The sequence below is a fragment of the Caulobacter sp. SLTY genome (assembly GCF_009905535.1).
Taxonomy (GTDB): Bacteria; Pseudomonadota; Alphaproteobacteria; order Caulobacterales; family Caulobacteraceae; genus Caulobacter.
Genome location: NZ_JAAALA010000002.1, coordinates 1 through 22,846, shown reverse-complemented (window position 1 = coordinate 22,846; position 22,846 = coordinate 1). Strand labels below are relative to the sequence as shown.

At 70.3% G+C, this 22,846-nt stretch carries 19 protein-coding genes; 6 read left to right on the top strand and 13 right to left on the bottom strand.

Annotated elements, in window-relative coordinates; all coding sequences use genetic code 11:
- Nucleotides 1-17: 17 nt before the first annotated feature.
- Genes addA through GVN21_RS01285 form a run of 8 tightly spaced genes read right to left on the bottom strand, consistent with a single transcriptional unit; the run spans nt 18 to nt 12,394 of the window.
- Nucleotides 18-3,494: a double-strand break repair helicase AddA gene (addA, locus tag GVN21_RS01320; RefSeq protein WP_166572900.1), complete on the bottom strand. Its 3,477-nt coding sequence runs from the start codon at nt 3,492-3,494 to the stop codon at nt 18-20.
- The gene (gene addB / locus GVN21_RS01315) at nt 3,491-6,481 is read right to left on the bottom strand and encodes a double-strand break repair protein AddB (protein ID WP_166572899.1); all 2,991 of its coding nucleotides are present in this window, start codon (nt 6,479-6,481) and stop codon (nt 3,491-3,493) included. Before addB ends, addA begins: the two co-directional genes overlap by 4 nt.
- A gap of 30 nt (nt 6,482-6,511) precedes the next feature.
- Nucleotides 6,512-7,225 (bottom strand): N-acetylmuramate alpha-1-phosphate uridylyltransferase MurU, encoded by a 714-nt coding sequence (gene murU / locus GVN21_RS01310; protein ID WP_166572898.1) that lies wholly within the window; start codon nt 7,223-7,225, stop codon nt 6,512-6,514.
- Nucleotides 7,222-8,313: an N-acetylmuramate/N-acetylglucosamine kinase AmgK gene (gene amgK / locus GVN21_RS01305; protein WP_240902702.1), complete on the bottom strand. Its 1,092-nt coding sequence runs from the start codon at nt 8,311-8,313 to the stop codon at nt 7,222-7,224. Before amgK ends, murU begins: the two co-directional genes overlap by 4 nt.
- Nucleotides 8,303-8,752 (bottom strand): tRNA (adenosine(37)-N6)-threonylcarbamoyltransferase complex ATPase subunit type 1 TsaE, encoded by a 450-nt coding sequence (tsaE, locus tag GVN21_RS01300; RefSeq protein ID WP_166573045.1) that lies wholly within the window; start codon nt 8,750-8,752, stop codon nt 8,303-8,305. Before tsaE ends, amgK begins: the two co-directional genes overlap by 11 nt.
- The gene (locus GVN21_RS01295; protein ID WP_346764198.1) at nt 8,749-9,576 is read right to left on the bottom strand and encodes a 1-acyl-sn-glycerol-3-phosphate acyltransferase; all 828 of its coding nucleotides are present in this window, start codon (nt 9,574-9,576) and stop codon (nt 8,749-8,751) included. Before GVN21_RS01295 ends, tsaE begins: the two co-directional genes overlap by 4 nt.
- 24 nt (nt 9,577-9,600) lie before the next feature.
- Entirely contained in the window at nt 9,601-11,397 is a 1,797-nt protein-coding gene (locus GVN21_RS01290) for a M3 family oligoendopeptidase (RefSeq protein ID WP_166572896.1), read from the bottom strand.
- A gap of 40 nt (nt 11,398-11,437) precedes the next feature.
- The gene (locus tag GVN21_RS01285; RefSeq protein WP_166572895.1) at nt 11,438-12,394 is read right to left on the bottom strand and encodes an alpha/beta hydrolase; all 957 of its coding nucleotides are present in this window, start codon (nt 12,392-12,394) and stop codon (nt 11,438-11,440) included.
- A 69-nt stretch (nt 12,395-12,463) separates the two neighbouring features.
- On the opposite strand from GVN21_RS01285, the gene GVN21_RS01280 reads away from it, so the two are divergent.
- From GVN21_RS01280 to GVN21_RS01265, 4 genes are all read left to right on the top strand, one after another.
- Nucleotides 12,464-14,323, top strand: a complete 1,860-nt coding sequence (locus GVN21_RS01280) for an ATP-binding protein (protein ID WP_166572894.1) — start codon at nt 12,464-12,466, stop codon at nt 14,321-14,323.
- 127 nt (nt 14,324-14,450) lie between these two features.
- Nucleotides 14,451-15,920: a sigma-54 dependent transcriptional regulator gene (locus GVN21_RS01275; RefSeq protein WP_166572893.1), complete on the top strand. Its 1,470-nt coding sequence runs from the start codon at nt 14,451-14,453 to the stop codon at nt 15,918-15,920.
- Between the two features lie 82 nt (nt 15,921-16,002).
- Nucleotides 16,003-16,575 (top strand): hypothetical protein, encoded by a 573-nt coding sequence (locus GVN21_RS01270; RefSeq protein WP_166572892.1) that lies wholly within the window; start codon nt 16,003-16,005, stop codon nt 16,573-16,575.
- Between the two features lie 74 nt (nt 16,576-16,649).
- On the top strand, nt 16,650-17,219 hold the full coding sequence (locus GVN21_RS01265; protein ID WP_166572891.1) for a hypothetical protein: 570 nt from the start codon (nt 16,650-16,652) through the stop codon (nt 17,217-17,219).
- On the opposite strand, the gene GVN21_RS01260 is transcribed toward GVN21_RS01265, so the two are convergent.
- From GVN21_RS01260 to ykgO, 4 genes are all read right to left on the bottom strand, one after another.
- Complete coding sequence (locus tag GVN21_RS01260; protein WP_166572890.1) at nt 17,216-17,527, bottom strand: hypothetical protein; 312 nt, start codon at nt 17,525-17,527, stop codon at nt 17,216-17,218. The genes GVN21_RS01265 and GVN21_RS01260 overlap by 4 nt on opposite strands.
- 14 nt (nt 17,528-17,541) lie before the next feature.
- A complete protein-coding gene (locus tag GVN21_RS01255; protein WP_166572889.1) occupies nt 17,542-17,808 on the bottom strand; it encodes a DUF2312 domain-containing protein in 267 nt (88 codons plus the stop codon).
- A gap of 67 nt (nt 17,809-17,875) precedes the next feature.
- Entirely contained in the window at nt 17,876-18,484 is a 609-nt protein-coding gene (locus tag GVN21_RS01250) for an HAD-IA family hydrolase (protein ID WP_166572888.1), read from the bottom strand.
- Nucleotides 18,484-18,609, bottom strand: a complete 126-nt coding sequence (gene ykgO / locus GVN21_RS01245) for a type B 50S ribosomal protein L36 (protein ID WP_166572887.1) — start codon at nt 18,607-18,609, stop codon at nt 18,484-18,486. Before ykgO ends, GVN21_RS01250 begins: the two co-directional genes overlap by 1 nt.
- Before the next feature lie 157 nt (nt 18,610-18,766).
- Here ykgO and GVN21_RS01240 point away from each other — a divergent pair, with 157 nt between their 5' ends.
- Nucleotides 18,767-20,059 carry a lytic murein transglycosylase gene (locus GVN21_RS01240; protein WP_166572886.1) on the top strand — a complete coding sequence of 431 codons (1,293 nt, stop codon included), beginning with the start codon at nt 18,767-18,769 and terminating at the stop codon, nt 20,057-20,059.
- A 152-nt stretch (nt 20,060-20,211) separates the two neighbouring features.
- On the opposite strand, the gene GVN21_RS01235 is transcribed toward GVN21_RS01240, so the two are convergent.
- Nucleotides 20,212-21,567 (bottom strand): MFS transporter, encoded by a 1,356-nt coding sequence (locus GVN21_RS01235; protein ID WP_166572885.1) that lies wholly within the window; start codon nt 21,565-21,567, stop codon nt 20,212-20,214.
- A gap of 105 nt (nt 21,568-21,672) precedes the next feature.
- On the opposite strand from GVN21_RS01235, the gene motA reads away from it, so the two are divergent.
- Nucleotides 21,673-22,542, top strand: a complete 870-nt coding sequence (gene motA / locus GVN21_RS01230) for a flagellar motor stator protein MotA (RefSeq protein ID WP_166572884.1) — start codon at nt 21,673-21,675, stop codon at nt 22,540-22,542.
- Nucleotides 22,543-22,846 lie beyond the last annotated feature (304 nt).

Genomic DNA, 22,846 nt, shown 5'->3' with positions numbered 1-22,846 from the left:
GCGCCCCCCAAGTCCCGTCAACGGGCGCCGGGCAGTCCGGCCAGGGCTTCGAGCATCATCTTTTCTGGAACGGGCATCAGCTTAGGACCGTCCGTCCAGACCAGGGCCGCCTCGATCCGCCGGCCGGGAAACACCTCGCCCAGCACGGCCGCATAGATGGCCAGCTGGGCCACATAGGTCGGATCCGCCCCCTCGACCGAGGCCGGGGCGGGCCGGTTGGTCTTGTAGTCGACGACCAGCACCCGTTCCGGGGTCACCAGCAGCCGGTCGACCCGGCCGGAAATCGCCAGCCCGGCCGGCAGGCTGGCCGCCGAGCCGGCCAGCGCCACCTCGGCCCGCGAGCCCGGTCCGAACACCTCGGCGAAGTCCGGATGCTCGAGCACCCCTAGCGCCGCCGCCGCCATTTCGCCGCGCTGGGCGTCGGTCAGGTCCGGTTCGTGAGACAGCATACGCCGCGCCGTCTCCCGCCGGTCGGCGATGGAAACATCCGGCAACAACTGCAGGAGCCTGTGGATCAGGTCGCCGCGCCGGAACCGGTCCAGCCCCCCCTGCCGCGCCAGGGGCGACGGGGATGGCATGCGGCTGCGGCTGGCGGCCTGGGAGGGCGAGGACCAGGCGGTGGCCGGCGGCTCCACCGGCGCCGGCTCTCCCAGCCAGTCCGGCCCCGCGACCGCCGCCGGGGCCAGAGCCGCCGCCTCGCCCCGGAAGGGCGCCGGGGCCGTGCCGAACCGGCGGAAGAGGACGTCCCCGTCGGCCACGGTCTCGACCTTGCCGTCCGCCGCCAGCCGGTCGAAGGCCCCGGCCATAGCCCCGTACCAGCCCTCCGGGACCGTCCCCTCCTTCAGCCGCGCCGGCGCCCGGCCGCAGAGCACCAGCCGGTCGCGGGCCCGCGTCAGCCCGACATAGAGCAGCCGCCAGCTCTCGCCCTCGTCACGCAGCTTGCGCCTCTCGCGAGCCGCCGCGCTGTCCACGCAATCGTCGGCCTGGCGCGGCGCCCAGAGGAAGCCGTTCGGAAGGTCTCCAACCGGCCCGGTGTCCAGCAGGGCCGAGCCCCGCGCCCCGGTCTTCACCGTCGTCTCGGGCAGGAAGACGATCGGCGCCTCAAGCCCCTTGGCGCCGTGGGCGGTCATCACCCGCACCTCGCCGGCCCCGGCCTCCATCTCCCGTTTGACCGAAATCTCCAGCCCCTCGAAGGCGCCGGCCAGCCGCTCCAGGTCCAGCACCCCGCGCCCTTCGGCCTCCAGGGTGCGGGCGAGGAACTCGTCCATCACGTCCCCGGCCTCCGAGCCCAGCCGCTCCAGCATACGGGCGCGGGCCGTGCGGCCAGCCTCGTCGCGCAGGCCGAGCATCCGGCTGTAGAACTCGAACGGCGGCCGGCCCGGCGCCAAGGCCAGGGCCGTCTCCAGCCAGCCGCGCGCGGCGATCGCCGCCGGGTCCCAGGACGCCCGCAGGCGCGCCCACAGGCTTTCCTTCCGCCGCAGGGCCAGGCCGTAGAGGTCTTCGTCGTTCAGGCCGCAGAGCGGGCTCTTCAACAGCGCCGCCAGGTTCAGGTCGTCGGCGGGGAACTGGACGAACCGGGCCAGGGCCATCAGGTCATCGAAGGCGATGTGCTCCGACAGGGTCAGTCGGTCGGCGCCGGCCACCGGGACCTGGGCCCGGCGCAACTCGCGGATGATGTCCTCAAACAGCGCCCGCCGGCGGCGGACCAGCACGATGACGTCGCCGTAGCTGGCCGCGCGCGCCTGGCCGCCCTTGTCGTAGACCGTGTCCCCGCGCGTCACGAGCGCCTTGATCTCGCGGGCGATGCGGCGGGCCAGGCGGCGGTTGGCGCTCTCTTCCGACTCGATGTCGAGCGGGGCGCTCCAGGCTTCCCGCTCCTGGGCCGGGGTCTCGACCTCCAGCGGCCAGAGATCAACACAGCCGGGATGGCCCTCGCGGAAGGCGCGGTGGACCAGCCGGTCCTCGCCGGCCGGCGGCTTGACCCCGACCTGGGTGCGCGGGTCCTCGAACAGGCTGTCGACGAAAGCCAGCACTGTAGCCACCGAGCGGTACGAGGTATTCAGCGGAGCCCGAACCGCCCGCCGCTCGGCCGCCGTGATCAGCGCCAGGTAGCGGTCGGTCTCGGAGACCAGCCGGTCGGGGTCCGCCCCCTGGAAGCTGTAGATCGACTGTTTCTCGTCGCCGACCACGAACAGGCTGCGCGGCGGCCCACCGGCCGGGCGCACGGCCCCGGCGCCAGAGAAGAACTCCTGGGTCAGGGCCTCGGCGATGGCCCACTGTTCGGGCGCGGTGTCCTGCGCCTCGTCGATCAGGATGTGCTCCAGCCCGCCGTCCAGCTTGAACAGCACCCAGGCCGCGCCTTCCGAGGCCGCCACCAGGTCGCGGGCCTTGGCCACCAGGTCGGCGAAGTCGAGGACGCCCCGGTCCCGCTTGGCCGCCTCATAGGCCTGCGCGTACTGCTGGGCCAGGCAGAGCACCGCCAGGGTGTCCTGCGCCACCACCGCGCCGCGCATCCGCTCGCGGGCGATGGCCAGGCGATCCTGCTCTTCCAGCAGCCGTTCGCGCAGGTCCTCGCGGGCCCTCAGCCCACTGGTCTTGCCGACCCAGGCGGCGGGCGTCCCCGCCCCCCCCTGGGTGAACAGCGCCGCCAGCATCCGCGAAAGATCCGGCGCCTCCGCCACAGCGCCCAGCATCTGTTCCGCGCACTTCATGTCGGTCTTGCCGCCCTGGCCCAGCACCGCGGCCGCCGACCGCCAGAGGGCGACATCGGTCTCCATCCCGGCCCGCCGCGCGATGTCGTCGGGGCTGGCCGGCCCGTCCGGGAAGCCGACGCGCGCCCAGACATCGCGCTCTGCCCCCTCGTAGCCCCCGACCGCGGCCAGGTAGTCGCCGATCGCCCCCCGCCGCTCCTGCACCGTGCGGAACAGCCCCTCGAAACTGAGGTAGTCGAGGCCGATGGCCAGCCGCGCATAGGCCAAAGACACCGGCGTCCCATCCTCGCCTGCCGCCCCGGCCAGCCGCTCGCGGGCGTCCCGCGCCGCCAGGGCGGCGGCCGCGTCGTCCATCACCGTGAACCGGGGCGAGACCTCCGCCTCCATCGGGAAGCGCCGCAGCAGCTGTTCGCAGAAGGCGTGGATGGTCTGGATCTTCAAGCCGCCGGGCGTCTCCAGGGCGCGGGCGAACAGCCGCCGGGCGTCGGCCAGGTCGCGCCCATGCCCTTCGCCCAGCAGCCGGTCCAGCGCCGCCGACAGGGCCGCGTCCGGCGTCACCGCCCAGTCGCCCAGGAGGCCGAACAGCCGCCCCTGCATCTCCGCCGCCGCCGCCTTGGTGTAGGTGACGCAGAGGATGGCCGAGGGCGCCGCCCCGGCCAGCAGCAGCCGCGCCACCCGGTCGATCAGGGTCTTGGTCTTGCCGGAACCGGCGTTGGCCGTGACGAAGGCGTTGATCTCCGGATCGGCGGCGAGCGCCTGGGCGGTGTCGAGCTGGAGGCTCATTCTCCCTCCTCCCCGTCCGCTCCGGTCGACCATTCCATGACCCGCGCCAGGTGGTCGTAGTCGCCGGCGTAGGTCTTCACGAACTGCGGCGCCGTGCGGCTGGCATAGGGCTGGTCGGGGTTCTGGTAGGCGGCCAGCAGCCGCATCGCCCCCTCCACCGCCGCATCGGCGGCCTCTTTGCTCTCGTCGCCGGCGGTCTTGCGCACCACCAGTTCCCCGGCCGGATCACGGCCAGTGATCCGCACATAGGCCAGGTCGCCGAACCCGCCCTTGAAGTTATCGAAGCCGCCGGCGGCCAGGATGGCGGCGGTCAGGGTCAGCTGCGGCGAGAAGCCGGTGTCGATCATCTTGGCCGTGGGGGCGGCGCCGGTCTTGTAGTCGAGGATGTGCCCCGTCCCGTCTGGGGCGATCTCGATGCGGTCCGCCTTGGCGGTCAGGGTATGAGGAACGCCGCCGGCGTTCAGGCTCATCTCGCCCGAGGCCTCGACATGCACCCTGGCCCCGCCGGCCCGCCGCCGGCGCTCGAAATCGGCGACCCAGGCGGCCGTCTCCCGCGCCAGCACCCGCTCGCGGGTCAGCGCAGCTTCCGACAACCCCAGCGCCTGCAGTTCGGCGATGTACCGCGCTTCGAAGACAGCCACCGGATCGGCTGGCTGCGCGGTGTTCCATTGCCGCGCCAAGGCCTCGAAGGCGGTGTGGATGGCCGTGCCCCGCGCCGTGTTCTCGACCAGCTGGTCGGGCCGCTCCATCGGGAACAGCTTGAGGATATCCCGCGCCCAGACGGCGTAGGGATCGCGGGTCAGGGTCTCCAACCGGGTCACCGCCAGCCGGGTCGGCCGGTCCTCGACCGGCGGCTTGGGCTCCGGCCGGCCGATCCAGCGGTCGCCATGGCCGACATCCAGGCTCCGCGCCCAATCCAGCAGGTCCGGCCGTCCCGGCAGCGCCTTACCCGCCCCCTTGGCCAGGGTGCGCAGCCGCCACAGCCAGCGGCTCTCGGTCGCCGGCGCCCCCTCGCGCCGGGCCGAGCTGACCAGCACCACCTCGGGCGCGCAGGCCGCCTGGGCGAAGTCATGGGCCGACAGGCCGATGCGTCGCTCTGGACTCGGAAGACCCAAGGTCTTGCGCATCGCCCGCGACAGGAAGGGATCGATTGGCGCGCCGCGCGGCCAGACCCCTTCTTCCAGACCGGCCAGCACCAGCCGGTCGGCGCGGGTCATCCGCGATTCCAGGGTTCCCATGATCAGCAGGCGCGGATGGGTCGCCTCCCCGCCGCGCACGCTCTCCGCCGAGACCATCCTGTGGATCAGGGTGCGGAAGCCGAGCGGATTCACCGGAACCAGCCGCCTACCCTCGGCGATCAGCCCGGCGAGGAGCCGCGACAGCGCCTCTCCCTCCGGCCCGGCCCACAGCTCGCCGCCCTCGCCCAGTCGCTCCAGGGCCGCCGCCAGACCGGCCGCCGCGGAGGCCGGATCGGCCTCTCCGTCCGCGAACGGGTCTGTCGCCAGGGCGATGACCTCGTCGAGCGCCTCCGACAGCGCCCGCGCGGCCGCCAGCGCCTCGGCCTCTTCCGGCCTGGCCCGCTTGGCGAGCCGCGCGATCACCGCTTCAGGTCCCAGCGGCCGGGGCCCCCGCAGCGCCCGCGCCTCCAGCAGTTCGGCGGCGGCGGCCAGCGCCTCCGGCGCCCGCCCCAGCCGGGCCAGCGGGCTCTTCAGCAACGACAGCCGCGCCACGGGGTCAGCCGGGTCGAGCACCAGTTCCGCCAGGGTGATCGCCAGGGCGCCGGCCGGTTTCAGCGCCAGACTGACCCCCGCCGTGCTGTCCGCCGTCACGCCCCAGCGGGCCAGCCGGGCTGAAACCCTCCGGGCCAGGGTCTGGTCGGGAGTGATCAGGGCGCAGGTCTTGCCCGGCGTCTCCAGGGTCTCGCGCAGCAGCAGGGCGCAGAGGCTGGCCGTCTCCTCCTCATGGGCGCCGGTCACCGCCGACAGTCCTTCCAGCCCCACCTCGAACGGATCGACTCCCGCCGCCGCGCCCTCAGCCCGCAGGTCGGCAATGACGTCCAGCCAGTCGGCGGTGGCCTCGGCCGGCCTCAGCGCTTCGTTGATCACCCGCCGCCGCCAGCGGCCCTTCATCTCGCCGGGCGTCACCTCCGTCCGCCAGGGCCTCACTGTCGCCCGCGGCACGCGGGCCAGTTCCAGCAGCCGCTTCATCGCCGCTTGCGGATGCTGGTCCTCGATCTCGGCCCAGGCCCGGTCGGCCAGGTCCTGGTCGAGGCCGGGCAGGATCACCGCCCCGCGCGGCAGGCCGGCGACCACCTCCAGCAGCCGCGCCGTCGCCGGTTGGGCGCCCGTCGAGCCGGCGGCGATGACCGGCCCCTGCGGCGGACGGTCGGTCCAGCTCTTCGTCAGGTGATCGAGCAGCCGCACCCGCCGTTCGGCCACATCCATCAGCCCAAGCGCCTTCAGCCGCTCCGGCCAGGCCTCGACCGCCACGCTCAGCACCGCCGCCGACACCTCCCAGTGCCGGGCCTGGTCCATCGCCACCAGCTCGCCGATCCGCTCGGAGACCGGCGCCTCCTCGATGGCCGCCGCGTCCATGAACTCGGCCAGGGCGTCGGCCAGGTCAAGGGCATGCAGGGTCCCGAGTTTTCCCTTCGACAGGCCATCGACCATCGCCGCCAGTTCGAACCGCCGCCGCATCGCGTCGATCGCCGGCGGCAGGTCCAGCCCCGCGTCCCCCGGCTCGAACGGCGGCTCGCCTTCGTCCAGGTCCCCCAGCGCCCGGATCTGCGGCAACAGCACGGCCCGGCCGCCGGCCGCCTTGAGGAAGGACTCGCCCAGCGCCCGCGCCGCCCGCCGGGTCGGCACCAGCAAGAGGGCGCCCGGCGTATCCTCCGGCCCAGGGAGGGAATCGATCAGCCCCGCCGCCAGGTCGTCGAGAAACGGCCGGTGGGCGGGGATCGAGAACCAGTTGGCGGAGGGCTCGGACATCGCGGTCAGTATGACACGTCGAATGAGTCGCTACCCGGCCAGCTTCGCCTCGGCGACGTCGCGGGCGACCGGGTCGCCGACGTGCATCCACAGGCCCGGAGGGCTGACCCCGTGCACCCGGCCCTGTTCGGCCAGGGCTTTCCACAGCGGCAGCAGGGAGAACGGCCCCTCCGGCCCGTCCGCCACCACGGAGGGCTTGGTGATGTGGACCCCGACATAGACGTAAGGCGCCGTCTCGCCCGGCGCCTTGAACCGCACCCGGCCATCGGCTTCGAGGAAGACGTCGCCCGTATCGTGGAAACCCATCGAGGTGGCGGTGGGGGCCAGCATCAGGCAGACGTCCATCCGCGCCGGATCCCAGGCCCGCGCCACCGCCTCCACCGCCGAAGCGTCGTCCTCGATCCACACCGAATCGATGTTGGCCACGAAGAAGGGGCCGTCGGGGAGCAGGGGCAGCGCCTGCTTGACCCCGCCGCCCGTCTCCAGGGCCTGCGGCCGTTCGTCGGAGATGACGATGCGCGGGGCGGCGGTCCGCCTGCCGACATGCGCCTCAACCAGGTCGGCGAAATAGTGGACGTTGACCACGGCCGTCTCGACCCCGGCGGCGGCCAGGCGGTCCAGCATATGGTCCATCAGGGCCTGGCCGCCGACCTCGACCAGGGCCTTGGGCCGGTCGTTGGTCAGGGGCCGCATCCGGGTGCCCAGGCCCGCGGCCAGCACCATGGCGGTATTCGGGGCTTTCATCGACGCGCCTCCGCCGGGACATGCCGGTCGAACCAGTCCCTCAGGGTCCCCAGCGCCGGGTCGGCCACGCAGCTTTCCAGATAGGCCCAGAGCCGGGGCAGGAAGCCCTCGTATTTCGGCTTGCCGTCGCGGACCACCAGCCGGGCGAAGATGCCGATGATACGGGCGACATTGAGCGCCCCCAGCGCATGGTAGTCGGCCAGGAACCGCTCCCGCTCCAGCCAGGGATGGGCGGCGAGATAACGATCCAGCGCGACCGCCTCCCGCTCCGGCGTCACCTGCCGGCGGGCGTCGTGGAGGAGCATGGAGAGATCCCAGACGCGGTGGGCCTTCACCGCGTCCTGGAAGTCGATCATCCCGACCCGCGCCGGACCGTCGCGCTCTGGCAGCCAGATCAGGTTCTCGGCGTGATAGTCGCGGTGGCAGAACACCTCGGCGCCGTCCTCGGCGGTGCGCAGGACCGGCGCCCAGGCGGCCTCCCACTCGGCGAGGGCGGCGGCGTCGAACGCCAGTTCGGTGCGAAGTTTCGGCAGCCATTCGACGAACAGCTCCGCCGCCGAGGTCAGGGCCAGGCCGTCGTAGGTCAGCAGGGGCCAGCGGGCGTCCTCGCCGCCCAGGACCGTCGGCGGCGGCGAGGCGTGGAGAACCGCCAGGGCGTCGACGGCAGCGTCGTAAAGCGCCGCCTCGTCCGCCCCATCGGCAATGGCGTTGGCGAACAGCCCATCGCCCAGGTCCTCCAGCACCGCCAGCCCGGCGCCGGCGTCGAACGCCACGATCCGGGGCGCGGAGAGGCCCAGCCCCGTCAGGTGCCGGGCGCAGGCGACAAAGGCGTCCACCCGGCCGGCCGCCAGCCGGTAGGCGGCGTTGAAGCCCAGCGCCCTCCGCTCCTCGACGGTGGCGTCCGGCGGGCAGGGGGCAGTTTCGGCCTTGGGCGGCTGGTCCATGAAGATCAGGCTGGGCCCGGTGATCGGGAACAGCCGCTCATAGGCGCGCGTGGAGGCATCGCCGGTCAGCGGCTGGCGCCGCGCCTGGCCCAGACCGTTGGCGGCCAGGAAATCCGCTTTCAGGGCGTCGCGATCAGAACTCAAGCGGTCGGTCCTTCCAGGCGCCGTGGGGGGTGAGGCGGGCGGTGCGGCCCTCTCCATCCATCCCGATCTCTATATCCAGTCTGTCGGGCGGAAGGCGACCCTCCAGCCGCTGCGGCCATTCGATCAGCGCCGCCCCGCCGTCCAGCGCCTCGTCCAGCCCGATCTCATAGGCTTCGTCCGGGTCGCTCAATCGGTAGAGGTCGAAATGGGCTAGGGGGAAGGCGGCAGTGTCGTAGAACTGGACAAGGGTGAAGGTCGGGCTCGGCACCTCCTCGTCCGGCGTGGTCAGCGCCCGCACCAGAGCCCGCGCCAGGGTCGACTTCCCCGCCCCCAGCGGTCCAGACAGGCAGATGGCCTCGCCGGGGCGGATCAGCGCCGCCAGGGATTGGCCGAGCGCCTGGGTGGCGGGCTCGTCGGGAAGGATCACCGAAGCGTTCAGAATACCGCCTCCGGATCGGTCGGCAGCACACGCTCGACGAAATGCTTCAGGGCGTCGCTCACGGTCTCGGCCTCGCCCGCCAGCCGGCCCGGAGGGATCACCCGGCCGAAGGTCAGGGAGAAGCGCCGGCCCTTCTTGTTGAGCAGCTCGTGAAACAGGGTGATGTCCCTCAGCTCGGGAGAGAAGCCGTTGAAGAAGTGGAAGAGGGTCGACCAGGGTCCGTCAACATGCACCGGAACCACCGGCGCCTGGTACTTCTGGGCCACCGAGATGGCGGTGGGCATCCAGGGCTTGTCGGTCAGGAAGCCCTGGGCGTCCCGCCGGGCCAGCACCCCGGCCGGGAAGATGGCCAGGCAGCGTTCGGCTTCCATGGCCTCGCGCGTCATCTGCAGCGTCAGGCGGGTGCGTTCGCGGGTCCGCTTGGCCTTGACCCATTCGACCGGAATGAGGGCCTCGTCGAAACGGGGGCAGACCCGGTGGGCGTCGGAGTTGGCGTAGAATAGCAGGTCCGGGCGCGGCCCTTTCAGCACGTCATACAGGGCGATGCCGTCGGCAATCCCGGTGGGGTGGTTGGCCACCACGATCAGTCGGCCCGACGTCGGCACATGCTCCAGCCCCCGCGCCGCCACGTCGAGCGCCAGCAGCGCGGAGATATGCTCCATCGCATCGGCCCCGCCCATCGGGGCGATGGCGTCGGCCATCGCCCGCGCCTGAGGATAGTGCAGCGCCCGGTACAGCGGCGGGCGCAACACCGGCCATGCCCAGGACGCCGCCAGCTTCGGCGCCCGCTCCTCAATCAGGATGTCGACGATGGGTTTGTCCACGAAGGGACTCTAGCCAGCGCCTTCTTATTTCACCAGGGCGTCGAACTCGTCGACCAGCCGCTCGATGCCGGCGCAGCCGGCCGCCCAGAAGCTCTTCTGGCGGGGATCCAGGCCGAACGGCTCAAGCGCCTCGACGTAGGTTCGGGTGCCGCCGGCGGCCAGCAGCCGCTCATAGACGGGCGCGAAGCCGGCTGGGTCCTCGCGGCGCTTTTCCATCAGCGCCCGGACCAGCAGGTCCCCGAAGGCGTAGGCGTAGACATAGAAGGGGGCGTGGGCGAAGTGGCTGACGTAGGCCCAGTAGTGTTCATAGCCCGGATTGAGCCGCACGGCGGGGCCGAGGCTGGCGCCCATCACCTCCAGCCAGATGCCGCCCAGCTCTTCGGGGCTCAGCTCGCCCTGCTGACGGGCGTCGTGGAAGCGGGTCTCGAACTGGTGAAAGGCGATCTGGCGGACCACGGTGTTGAGGCCATCCTCGATCCGGCCGGCCAGCAGGCCCAGCTTCTCCTCCGGCTTGGCCTCGGCCAGGAGCCGTTCGAACACCAGCCCCTCGCCGAAGATCGACGCCGTCTCGGCCAGGGTCAGCGGGGTGTCGGCCAAGAGGGTGCCGAGCGGGGAGGCCAGGGTCTGGTGCACCGCGTGGCCGAGCTCATGGGCCAGGGTCAGCACATCGCGCCGCTCGCCCATGTAGTTCATGAATACATAGGGGTGGCGACCGGCGGTGACCGGGTGGCTGTAGGCGCCCGACTGCTTGCCGGGGCGGGGCCGGGCGTCGATCCAGGGCCGGTCGAAAAACACCCGCGCGCCGTCGGCGAACTTGGGCGCCAGGGCGCTGAAGCTTTCCAGCACGATGCCGCGCGCTTCGGTCCAGTCATAGAGCCGGGGCTGGGCGGCGGTCAGGGGGGCGTTGCGATCCCAGTGGTCGAGGGTCTTCTTGCCCAGCACCCGCGCCTTCAGGGCGTAATAGCGGTGCGAGGTGGTCGCATAGGCGTCGGTGACCGCCTCGACCATGGCCGCGACGCTCTCGGCGTGGACCTCATTGCTCAGGTGGCGGCCGTGGGCCGGGCTCTCGTACTTGCGCCAGCGATCCTCGACCTGTTTTTCCAAGGCCATGGTGTTGAGGCACAGGGCCAGGGTCTCGCTCCGCTCGGCCAGGGCGTCGGCCAGGGCATTCGCCGCGGCCTTGCGCTTCTTCACCTCGGGGTCCGACAGGCGGTTCAGCGTCTCGGGCAGGGTCAGGTTTTCGCGGCCGATCCTGGCGCGCAGCTTGGCCAGGGTGTCGTCATAGAGACGGCTCCAGTTGGCCACCGCCGGCGAGCGGTCGAGCAGCAGGCTTTCCAGCTCCTGCGACAGTTCATGAGGCCGGCTGAGCCGCACCCGCCGCAGCCAGGGCGTCCAGCGGGCAGCCGCCGGATGGGCCTCAAGCGCGGCGGCGATCTCGCCGTCCTCCAGCTGGTTGAGCTCCAGGGTGAAGAACAGGCTCTTGGACGCGATCTCGGCGCTCTTCATCCGGAAGTCGGCCTCGAACTTGGCCCAGCGCGGGTCGTCCCGCGAGGTCGAGGCGGCCAGGGAGGCATAGGCCCCCACCGACCAAAGCCCGTCGGTCGCCTGTTCGTAGAGCACGATCCCCCGATCGATCAGCTCGCCCAGCTTCGCCGGCTCGGCGCGGGCGGCGATGAACTGGCCCTCCAGCGCCGCCAGGGCGTCGTTGGCGGCGCGGGCGGCGGCGATATCGGCCTCGATGCGCGGGTCGGCCCGGTCGGCATAGAGGTCGGAGAGGCTCCACTCGGGGAGGTCGGCGGTGATCTTGGAAAGCGCGGTCATGGCCGGCATGTAGGCCAGCGATGTGGCGAAGGGTAGGCCCTCAGATGAAGCCGCGCCGCTTCCACCAGGCCAGCACCAGCTCGGGCCAGGCCTCCACCGGCTTGTCCTTGGCGAACCGCAGGCCGAAGCCGTGGCCGCCTTCCTGGAAGACGTGCATCTCGGTCGGGACCTTTGCCGCCCGCAGGGCCGCCTCGAGCTGGAGGCTGTTCTCCACCGGCACGGATGTGTCGTCGGTCGCGTGAAGCAGGAAGGTGGCCGGAGCGTCGGCTCGGCCGCGAGTTTCCAGCGACCAGCGCGCCTCCAGGTCCGACGTGGGCGCAGCGCCCAGCAGCTGGGTGCGTGACCCGGCATGGGCCAGCGGCGGGCGCATGGTGACGACCGGATAGATCAGCGCCGAGATGTCCGGACGGGCCGACAGCTTGTCGACCGCGTCGACCGGCTCATAGGCCGGCTCGTCCCACATCAGGCTGAGCGAGCCGGCCACATGGCCGCCGGCCGAGAAGCCCATCACCCCGACCTTCGCCGGGTCCAGGCCGGAGCCCTTGCGCCCAGCCTCACGCCGCACCAGCCGCAGGGCCCGCTGGGCATCCTGCAGGGGCGTCATCGGCCCGGCCGCCCAGCCGTCGCCGGGGAGCCGGTAGCTCATCACATAGACCGTCAGCCCCTCGGCCGCGAAAAGGTTGGCGCATTCATAGCCCTCCTTGTCGCGGACCACCCATTTGTAGCCGCCGCCCGGGGCGATCAGCAGCGAGGCGCCGTTGGGGGCATCCGGCCGAAAGATCGTCAGGGTCGGGTTGCGCACGCCCTTGACGATGCGGTCGCGATAGATGGACGGCGGCGGAGATCGCTCGACCTCCTCCTCGGTGACGGTGACTCCCGCCCCGCCCGGAGGCCGGCCCGGCCACAGAGGCGTCGCCGACCCCATCCGGGGGATTGCGGAGCCCATGATCAAGGGGGTCGCGGCGGCGATCTGGACCAGGCGGCGGCGGCTCAGCATGGGGGCACTCTCGATGGGCTCAGAACGCGGTTAGGCGACGTTAAGTCCTGGCGCCGACTATGGGGAGCCATGAAGCTGTCGTCGCATCTTTTTGTCACCGCCAGCCCGCCCGGCCCCAGCCTGGCCGCGGACGAAGATGGCGTGGTGCCGACGATCAACGTGCCTCAGGTGCTGCTCAACATCCTGATCGCGCCCCTGGCCGGTCTCTGGCTGGTGACCCTGCCGTTCGGGGTGGTGTTCGCCGTGCTCGGCCATCCGATCCTGGGGGTCGGTTCCGTCCTGACCAATATGCTGGCCGACGCCCTGGCCCAGAGCTTCTACCGCCGCTGGGCGCCCGACGCCGCCGATGCGGACCCGGGGCCACTCGAGCGCGGGATCGCCGTGGTGGTGGCCCTTCGCGCCCTTGTGGCCATCATCTGGCCGGTCGCCGCCGTGCTGGTGCGTGGCGATCCGGCCGACCTGATGTTCTTCGGCGTCACCGCGGCCATGCTGATCAGCGTCGGGGTCGCCCAGGGCAGCCTGTCGCCGCGGCTATACTGGATGTCGGCCGGGCCGATCCTGGTCGGCATGGCGGTAGTCTCCATCGCCGCCTTCCCGGTCCAGGCGGCGGCCGGCCTGCTGGTGGCCATCGGCCTCCTGGCCACGCTGCTGTCGTTCATGAGCGGCGGGGTCGCCCGAATGCTGGGCGAATGGGCGGAGATGCGCGAGCGCAACAACCGGCTGATCGAGCGGCTGCGCGCCGAGCGCGCCGAGGCGGAGGCCGCCCGCGAGGAGGCCCGCCGCGCCACCCTGGCTAAGTCGAGCTTCCTGGCCACCATGAGCCACGAGATCCGCACCCCGATGAACGGGGTTCTGGGCATGGCCCAGCTGCTCAAGGCTTCGGCACGGGGACAGCAGAAGGGCCAGGTCGACACCCTGATCCAGAGCGGCGAATTCCTGATGTCGATCCTCAACGACATCCTCGACATCAGCCGCATCGACGCCGGCAAGATGAGTATCGTCGCCGCCCCGCAGGACCCGCGGGCCCTGGCCGAGGAGCTGGTTCGGTTCTGGGACCCGACCGCCCAGGCCAAGGGCCTGAGCCTGACCCTGGAGCTGGCCGATAACCTGCCGGCCCTGGTGATGATCGACGGCCGGCGGGTGCGTCAGGTGCTGTTCAACCTGATCGGCAATGCGCTCAAGTTCACCCCGGCCGGCGGGGTGACCCTGACCCTGGCCTGCGAGACGCAACCCTGCGGCCAGATCAGCGCACGGTTCAGCGTCCGCGACACCGGCGTCGGCATCGACCCGGCCGTGCTGCCGACCCTGTTCGACAGCTTCACCCAGGCCGACGAGTCCTCCGAGCGGGCCTTCGGCGGCGCGGGCCTGGGCCTGTCGATCTGCCGCCAGCTCAGCGAGTTGATGGACGGCCGCCTGTGGGCCGAGAGTACGCCGGGCGAAGGTTCGGTCTTCCACCTGGCCCTGACCGCGCCGGTCTGCGAGCCGTCCGCCGCCAACGACGAGGCCCCCGTCGCCCGGCCTGGCGAACTGGACGCGGCCCTGTCGATCCTGGCGGTGGACGACAACCCGGTGAACCTGCTGGTTCTCGAACAGATCCTCGCCGCCTTCGGCCACCGGATCAGCACCGCCGCCAGCGGTCCCGAAGCCCTGGCGGCCCTCGCCATCACCCCCTTCGACCTGGTGCTGATGGACGTCCAGATGCCCGGCATGACCGGCATTGAGGCGCTCAGCCAGCTGCGCCGCCGGCCCGGCCCCAACCGGGACGTCCCCGTCCTGGCCGTCACCGCAGACGTCCTGACCCACGATCGCCATGGCTTCATGGGTCTGGGTTTCGATGGCCAGGTCAGCAAGCCGGTGCAGGTTTCGGTGTTGATGGCCGAGATCGCGGGGTTGGCCGACCGCCAACCGGACCGCGCCGTGGTCGCCTGACGGCGGCCAAAATTAACCCCCGACTCAGGTCTCCTACACCCGACCTTTACCCACCTCTGTTTCAATACGGATCAACGAGCGGCGGCCCACGATGGCCGCACGCCGGTTCTGGTGGGATGACTTCAACATGACCAAGACGGTCCTGGTCGTCGATGACGACCCGACTCAACGGCGGCTGATCCAGGCGGTTCTGGAGCGCGAGGGTTTCGCCGTCGCCCAGGCCGAGAGCGGCGACGTGGCGATGAGCCATCTGCAGGCTGGAAAGCCCGCCGACGTGGTGCTGCTCGACCTGCAGATGCCCGGCCTGTCGGGCCATGACGCCCTGAAGGAGATGCGCGCCCGCAGCCTGATGCAGCCGGTGATCGTGCTGACCGCGTCCGGCGGCGTCGACACGGTGGTCAAGGCGATGCAGGCCGGCGCCTGCGACTTCTTCGTCAAGCCGGCCAGCCCTGAGCGCATCATCGCCTCCGTCCGCAACGCCCTGTCCCTCGGGGAACTGAAGGGCGAGGTCGAGCGGCTCAAGAAGCATTCGAACGGCAAGACCACCTTTGCCGACCTGATCGGCGAGAGCCCCCACATGCGGATCGTCAAGCGCATGGGCGAGCGGGCCGCCAAGTCCGGCATCCCGGTGCTGATCACCGGCGAGAGCGGCGTCGGCAAGGAGGTCATCGCCCGCGCCGTTCACGGCAGCAGCGACCGGGCGGGCAAGCCCTTCGTGGCGGTCAACTGCGGCGCCATTCCGGAGAACCTGGTCGAAAGCATCCTGTTCGGCCACGAGAAGGGCAGCTTCACCGGCGCGTCCGACAAGCACCTGGGCAAGTTCCAGGAGGCCAACGGCGGCACCCTGTTCCTCGACGAGGTCGGCGAGCTGCCCCTCGACGTCCAGGTCAAGCTGCTGCGCGCTCTGCAGGAGAGCGAAATCGATCCGATCGGCGCCAAGCGTTCGGTCAAGGTCGACGTCCGCATCGTCTCGGCCACCAACCGTGACCTGCAGGACGCCATCAAGGAAGGCCGCTTCCGCGAGGACCTCTATTATCGCCTGAACGTCTTCCCCATCGAGGCCCCGTCCCTGCGCGAACGGCGCGAGGACATTCCGGCCCTGGTCGAAGCCTTCATCAAGCGGTTCAATGTCGAGGAAGGCAAGCGGGTGGTCGGAGCGGCGCCGGAGACCCTGAACTTCCTCACCGCCTTCGACTGGCCCGGCAACGTTCGCCAGCTGGAGAACGCCGTCTACCGGGCCATCGTCCTGGCCGACGCCCCCTACCTGCAGCCGCATGACTTCCCGGCCATCAGCGGGGTCAAGGCCCCCCCGATGGAGGATGTTGTCCAACCCGTCGCCGGCCAGCTGCCCCAGGCCATCCCGACGGCTCAGCAGCTGCTGGCCGAGATGCCGGCCGATGCGCCCGTGCGCATCCTCGACGGCAAGGGCCATCTGCGCACCCTGGAAGACATCGAGCGCGACCTCATTCAGCACGCCATCGAGGTCTATGCCGGCCATATGTCGGAGGTCGCCCGGCGCCTGGGCATCGGCCGCTCGACCCTCTACCGCAAGGTCCGCGAGCAGGGGATCGACGTCGACTTGAAGGATGTCGGCTAAGCAAACCGGACAGCCCCCCAATTTGGGGAAGCCTTTCGAAGGGTGAGGGCTAGACTGGAAGCCTTTCATCCGGAGATCTGTTGTGGCCCGTCGCCTTCTGCTGTCCCTGACGCTCGCCTTCGGGCTTGCTCTCCCCGCCATGGCTCAGCCCGCCGGCGCGCCGGCATCGGTGAGGCACCCCAAGGGCTGGAGCGTCACCCTGCCGGCGGGAATGCGGGCCGCGCCCAATGCCGTCCAAGGGGACTTGATCACCCTGATGCTGGTTCGCGGAAACACAGCCGCCGGCGCCTGCTCCGTCACGGTCAACACCCAGCCGACGGCGCTTACGGCCACGGTCTGGGATCGCACCGCAAATAGCTTCCTGGCCAATGCGGAAGGCGAAGGACGGGAGGCGGCGACCCGCAGCGGCCACGCTTTCATCCGCCATCTGGGCTCGGCGCCGATCCGCAGCGCGGCGGGGTGGAGCGGGTTCAGCTTCTGGTACGAGCGCACCAACAAGACCAGCGGACAGCTGCAGAGCGCTTACCTCGCCAGCACCATGCTCAGCCCCACCCAACGTCTGTCGTTGGCCTGCAGCTCCACCGCCGGCCATCTCCTCGAGCCTGCCGACTATGTCCGGTTCAAGGCGCTGGCGACATCGGCGCGGGCGGACTGACCCCCCTTTCCTGAGGGCGCGAGCGGCCGCGCCAGGTCCTAGCCTGGGCTCCTCACATTGAGGGGTGCTGTCTCATGATCCTGCGTTTCGTCGCTGCGGCCGCCGCCGTCGCTGTCCTGGCCATCGCCGCGCCGGCCGCGGCCCAGACCAATTTCAGCCATCCGACCGGCGGCTGGACCGTGACGCTGCCGGCCAACATGGCCACTCACCCCCTGGGTGCGGTGAACGCCGACAAGGGCCAGTTCGTGGTTCGCCGCGGGACCACCGATGTCGGCATCTGCGTGGCCAGCGCCGCCACGCCCGGAACCGTGGTCACGCAGGACGTCTGGGCCCAGGTGGCCAAGACCTACAACGACGATCCGGCGGGCGAGGCCAAGGGCGCCGCCGAGCGGGCCGGCCACACCTTCCTGAAGTTCGGCGGGTCGCGCCCCTTCAGCTCGCGGGCCGGCTGGGCCGGCTACTTCTTTTGGTACGACCGCACCAACGGCGCGACCAAGAACAACCAGACGGCCATCAACGCCGCCTCGATGCTGAGCGCCAACCATCGCTTTGTGGCGGTCTGCACCTCCAGCGCCGGCTTCTTCTTCGACACGGCCGACCTGAACACCATCCACAGCTTCGTGGCTTCGGCGCGAGTTCCTTAGGGTTTCTTACGGGTCGGGAACCGCTTGCGCGGTTCCTCCCCTTTCGCCTTGGCGGCGATCTCCTTGAGTTTTCGGTTCTGCATGGCCGACAGAGCCTGGCCCGGCCCGCCCAGCTCCGGGTCGCCGAAGGCGCGGCCATAGGTCTTCACCCGGTCCTCGACCGAGCCCAGGAACTCGCCTTCCCAGTCGCTGAGCTTGACGCCGGCCTTGTCGGCCGCGCGCCTTGTCTTGCGCAACGCATTCAGCGCCGAGCGCTGCGCGGCCTTCTTGGCCAGCGCCTTGAAATCCGGAGGGTCCTTCCGTTTCAAAGACCCGCCACGGACTACAGCCCGCCGATCGCCGACAGGTAGAGGTCGATCAGCGCTTCCTCCTCGCTGAGCTTGGCCTTGTCCTGTTTGCGCATGCGCACGACCTTGCGCAGGATCTTGGTGTCGAAGCCGTTGCCCTTGGCCTCGGCGTAGACCTCCTTGAGGTCGGCCATGACGCCGGCCTTGTCCTCTTCCAGCCGCTCGATACGCTCGATGATGGTGCGCAGCTGGGTCTGGGCCGAGGCGTTGAGGACGTCGATAGTGGCTTGCTCGTCGGACATGACGCTGGAGGCTCTCACGGGATGGCGGAAACGGGAAGGGCGATGCTCTAGCCCTCCCGACCGGCGGCTACAACAGGCCGTGCGCTTTCAGGGTCGGGGTGAGCATCGCCGGGTCGGTGAAATGCAGGGTATGGAAGCCCAGCGCGTCGGCCGCCGCGATGTTGGCGGCGCTATCGTCCACGAACAGCAGCTGTTCGGGCTTAAGCCCGGACCGCGCGCAGGCCAGGCGATAGATGGCCGGGTCGGGCTTGATCAGCCCTTCGTCGCCCGAGACGACCACAGCTTTCAGATGGCGCACCGCCGGCGCCATCGGCTCGACCGTCGGCCAGACCGGGCCGGCCATGTTGGTCAGGCCGAACTGCGGCACGCCACGCGCCGCCAAGGCCTCCATGGCCTCATGGGTTTCCTCGATGCGGCCGCTGAACATTTCGTCCCAGCGGTCCCACCAAGCGCGGATTTCCGCCTCGTGCTCTGGAAACTGCTCAACCAGCCGGCGGGTGTTTTCCTCGGCCGGAATGCCCCGGTCGGTTTCCCCGTGCCAGGCCATAGTGCAGACATGCGAAAGGAACCGGTCGCAAGCGGCCGGTTCCTGGAAAATCTTCGCGTAGAGCGTTCGTGGATCCCAGCGAACGATCACATTGCCGACGTCCCAGAGGACACCGACGGGCCTAGTCATCAGCCCTGCTTCGCCTTGAAGCGCGGATCGGTCTTGTTGATCACGTAGAGCACGCCCTTGCGGCGCACCAGCTTGCAGTCGCGGTGGCGCGACTTGAGCGACTTGAGGGAGCTGCGAACCTTCATGGTCTCTACCGTGGCGTTGCGGGGAACCCGCGCACGCGAGGCCCTTATTCAAATTGAGCGCGCGGCTATAGGGGCGGACGGCCTGTGAGTCAATGTCTCCGGCGGGTCGCACGCTTGTGATTGAAGCCTTCATGCTTAGCCCGCTAGCTTCGCCGCCATGCATTACCGCGCCCTCATCATCCTGGCCCTCGCCGGCTGCGCCGATCCGCAGATCGAGCCGACCCTCAACGCCGCCTTGGGGACCGCCCAGCCGGCGCCGCCTCCGCCGGTCTACGCCGCCCCGACCCCGCCGCCGGTGGTCTCCGGCGATCCGGCTTTCGACGCCTGGCTGCAAAGCTTCCGGCCCAAGGCCATTGCCGCCGGCCTGGACCCGGCCTTCCTCGATCGCGAGCTGGCCGGGCTGACGCCCGACACCGGCGTGGTGACGTCGGATGGCCGGCAACCGGAATTCTCCAAGCCGGTGGGCGACTACGTAAAGGGGGTGGTCAGCGACCGGCGCATCCAGCAGGGCCGCCAGTACCGCACCTCGCTGCCCTACCTCGCCGGGTTGGAACAGACCTATGGCGTGCCGCGCGAGATCATCCTGGCCATCTGGGCCATGGAGAGCGATTTCGGCCGCATCCAGGGTGACAAGGACGTGGTCCGCTCGATGGCCACCCTGGCCGCCGACGGCCGCCGTCGCGCCTGGGCCGAGGCCGAGCTGATCAGCGCCCTGAAGATCATCGCCAGCGGCAAGCAGACCCGCGTGGGCCTGAAAGGCAGCTGGGCCGGAGCCATGGGCCAAACCCAGTTCCTGCCGGGCGTCTATCTCTCCACCGCCATCGACGCGGACGGTGATGGGCACCCCGACATCTGGGGCAGCACCCACGACGCCCTGGCCTCGACCGCCAACTACATGGCCAAGGCCGGCTGGCGGAAGGGCGAGAGCTGGTCGCGCGAGGTTCGGCTGCCGCCGGGCTTCGACTACAGCCTGTCGGAACAGGACCGCGAGCCGCTGTCCGTCTGGACCCAGCGGGGCGTTCGCCGGGCCGATGGCCTGCCCTGGAGCACGGCCGACCAGGCCAGCGCCGCCAGCCTGATCCTGCCGTCGGGCGCCAATGGTCCGGCCTTCCTGATCTTCCCGAACCACAGCGCCATCATGCGCTACAACAACTCCACGGCTTATGCGCTGGGCGTCGGCGGCCTGGCCCAACGGTTCCAGGGCGAGGACGGGGTGGTCACCCCCTGGCCGGCCGAGACGCCCCTGTCCCGCGCCGATCGCATCCTGGCCCAGGAAAGCCTGGTCAAGCTGGGCTACGACACCGGCGGGGTCGACGGCGCCATCGGCCCGAAGAGCCGCGTTGCCATCCGCGCCTGGCAGAAGGCCAGCGGCCTGCCGGCGGACGGCTACCTGACGCCCGCGCTGATCCAGCGACTGGCGGCGCAGGCGCGGGGGACTGGTTCGCCGTAGGCGTACCTGTCCCCGATCAGCGCCAGCCTTTCTGTAGCCCTTACTCCAGACGGTTTCCGCGACGGCTGGACCGCGCCTGTGATCCACCCGCTGCGCAGATCGGGGAGAGGTACGCCGCGAGCGGCGAACCGGTCCCCACGCTCGGCGCCCCTCTACCCCCCGCCCTCGTCGCGGCGGCCCATCAGGGCCTGAGCGGTTTCCTCGTCGTCGGGCGGGGTTTCGCCGGCGTCGCGCAGGATGGCGTTCTTGAAGGCGTAGATCAGCAGGGCCGAGCAGATCACCGCATTCAGCGCGAAGGGCGCGGCGTGCATCAGGCCGTAGAGGGCCACGAACAGCGGCGCCAGGATCACGTTCAGCCCGTTGACCGCCGCGATCGCCCCGGCGGCCCGCGCCTGTTCGCTCATCTTCACCGTCAGCGAGGCGCCGGCGGTGAACCCCGGCCGGGCGAACCCGTAGCCCAGCGAGGAGATGGCGAAGCCGGCCACCATGGTCATGTAGTCAGGCGCGAACACCGTCACGACGTTGCCCAGCGCCGCCAGGCCCACCCCCCAGCGCAGCAGGGCCCTCGGCCCCATCTGGAACACCCGGATCAGCCCCCACTGGGCCAGCAGGCCCGACAGCGCGCCTGCCCCCATGGCCACCGCCGTAGGCCCCAGCGCCGCCGTGGGCTCCACCTTAAGCTTGTCGATGATCATGAAGCCCAGCGTGTAGCCCTGGGCCGTCTGGCAGCAGGCGACCAGGAAGCCGTAGATCAGGAACGGCCGCAGCGGCAGGCGGAACAGACCGCTGATGAACCGCCAGATCAGGATTCCCCGCCCGCGGGCCTTGCGCCAGGCGGGCTTGCCCACCGCCTTGGGATAGGCCCGGGCCTTGACCGGCGGCGTCCACTCCTCGGGCAGCATCCGCCGCACCACGAGCAGCATACCGCCCGCCAGCAGGGCGAAGGCGAACATCGGCCCGGCCAGGGTGACGAACGGCACGATCAGCAGCGGCGCCAGGAAGGGTCCGACCACGGTGCCCAAGCCAAAGGCGCCGGCCAGGGCCGCCATCTGCTGGGTGCGGTCGGCTCGGGATGTCCGCTCAGCCAGATAGGCCTGGGTCGCGGGGTTGGAGGAGGAGCCGATCAGCCCGAACAGCGCCCGGCAGACAAGGAACAGCAGGAACACCGCCAGCGGCGGGATCAGGTGATACAGCCCCAGCGTCACCACGCAGGCGCAGAGGAGCATCGACACCGCGAACCCGGCCAGTCCCAGGATGATCAGCGGCTTGCGCCCCCGCCGGTCCGAAACCCGCGCCCAGATCGGGCTCATGATCGCCCACAGCAGGGCCGAGAGGCCGAACACCGCCGAGATCATCCAGTCGGCGATCCGCGTTTCCCGCGCGATCGCCGGCAGCACCGCCATCAGCCCGGTGTTGCCGATCGCCACCACGATCGACACGGCGAACAGGATGTAAAAGGAGCGCGGCTCCAGCGTCAGTTTCGGATCCTGATCCGGGCGGCGAGGCATCTGAACGCTGTTAAGGCGCGTCGGTTGGGTTCGCAATCCTCACGCCCCATTAAGCATTAACGGCCATCTTCGACCCGAGACTCTCATTCCTCGCGGCGACCCTTCATGTTCCAGATCATCGGCCTCGTGCTGCTCTTTGCGCTGGTGTTCGGCAGCTACATCATCAGTGGCGGCAACATGAACGTGATCATGCACGCGCTGCCGCACGAGATGATGGCCATCGGCGGGGCCGGCATCGCGGCCTTCCTGATCTCCAACTCGATGACCACCATCAAGGCCTCCGGCGGCGGGCTGGCAAAGGCCTTCGCGGGGCCGAAATGGAAGGCGAGCGACTACAAGGACCTGCTCAGCCTGCTGTTCCTGCTGACCAAGACGATGAAGTCCAAGGGCGTGATCGCCCTGGAAAGCCACATCGAAAAGCCGGGCGAGAGCGCCATCTTCAGCCGCTTTCCGAAGATCACCAAGGATCACTTCGCCGTCGACTTCATCTGCGACACCCTGCGGATGATGACCATGAACCTCGAAGACCCGCACCAGGTCGAGGACGCCATGGAAAAGCAGCTGGAGAAGCATCACCACGAGGCCCACGCCCCGGCCCACGCCCTGCAGAACCTGGCCGACGCCCTGCCCGCCCTGGGCATCGTCGCGGCCGTGCTGGGGGTCATCAAGACCATGGGCTCGATCACCGAGCCGCCGGAAGTGCTGGGCGGGATGATCGGCGGCGCCCTGGTCGGCACCTTCCTGGGGGTGTTCCTGGCCTACGGCATCGTCGGACCGCTGGCCGCCCGCCTGGGCGACGTGGTCAACGAGGAGGGGGCCTTCTACCGAATCATCCAGTCGGTGCTGGTGGCCCACCTGCACGGCAACGCCGCCCAGATCAGCGTTGAGATCGGCCGCGGCAGCGTGCCCAGCGGCGCCCAGCCCAGCTTCCTGGAACTGGAAGAGGCCCTGTCGGCAATTCCCGCCGAGGGCTGACGAAGCAAGGGGTTGCGCTCCAGTGTCGGCCACCGGACAGAATTCGTGATCACGTCCGCGTGAGAATCCGGCTTGCGCGCCGTGATCGCCGGTCCATAGTCCCCCCAGCGCCCATCAAGGGCGCGCCAACGAGAACCTCAAAGGGGACTACCAGGAATGCGTAAACTCCTCATCGTCAGCGCGGCCCTCGCCGCCCTGTCCGTCGCCGCCTGCGGCAAGCCGGCCGAGACGAAGACCGAAGAAACCACCACCACGGTGACCGAGCCGGCGGCTCCGATGGCTGAAACCCCCGCCCCCGCCCCGG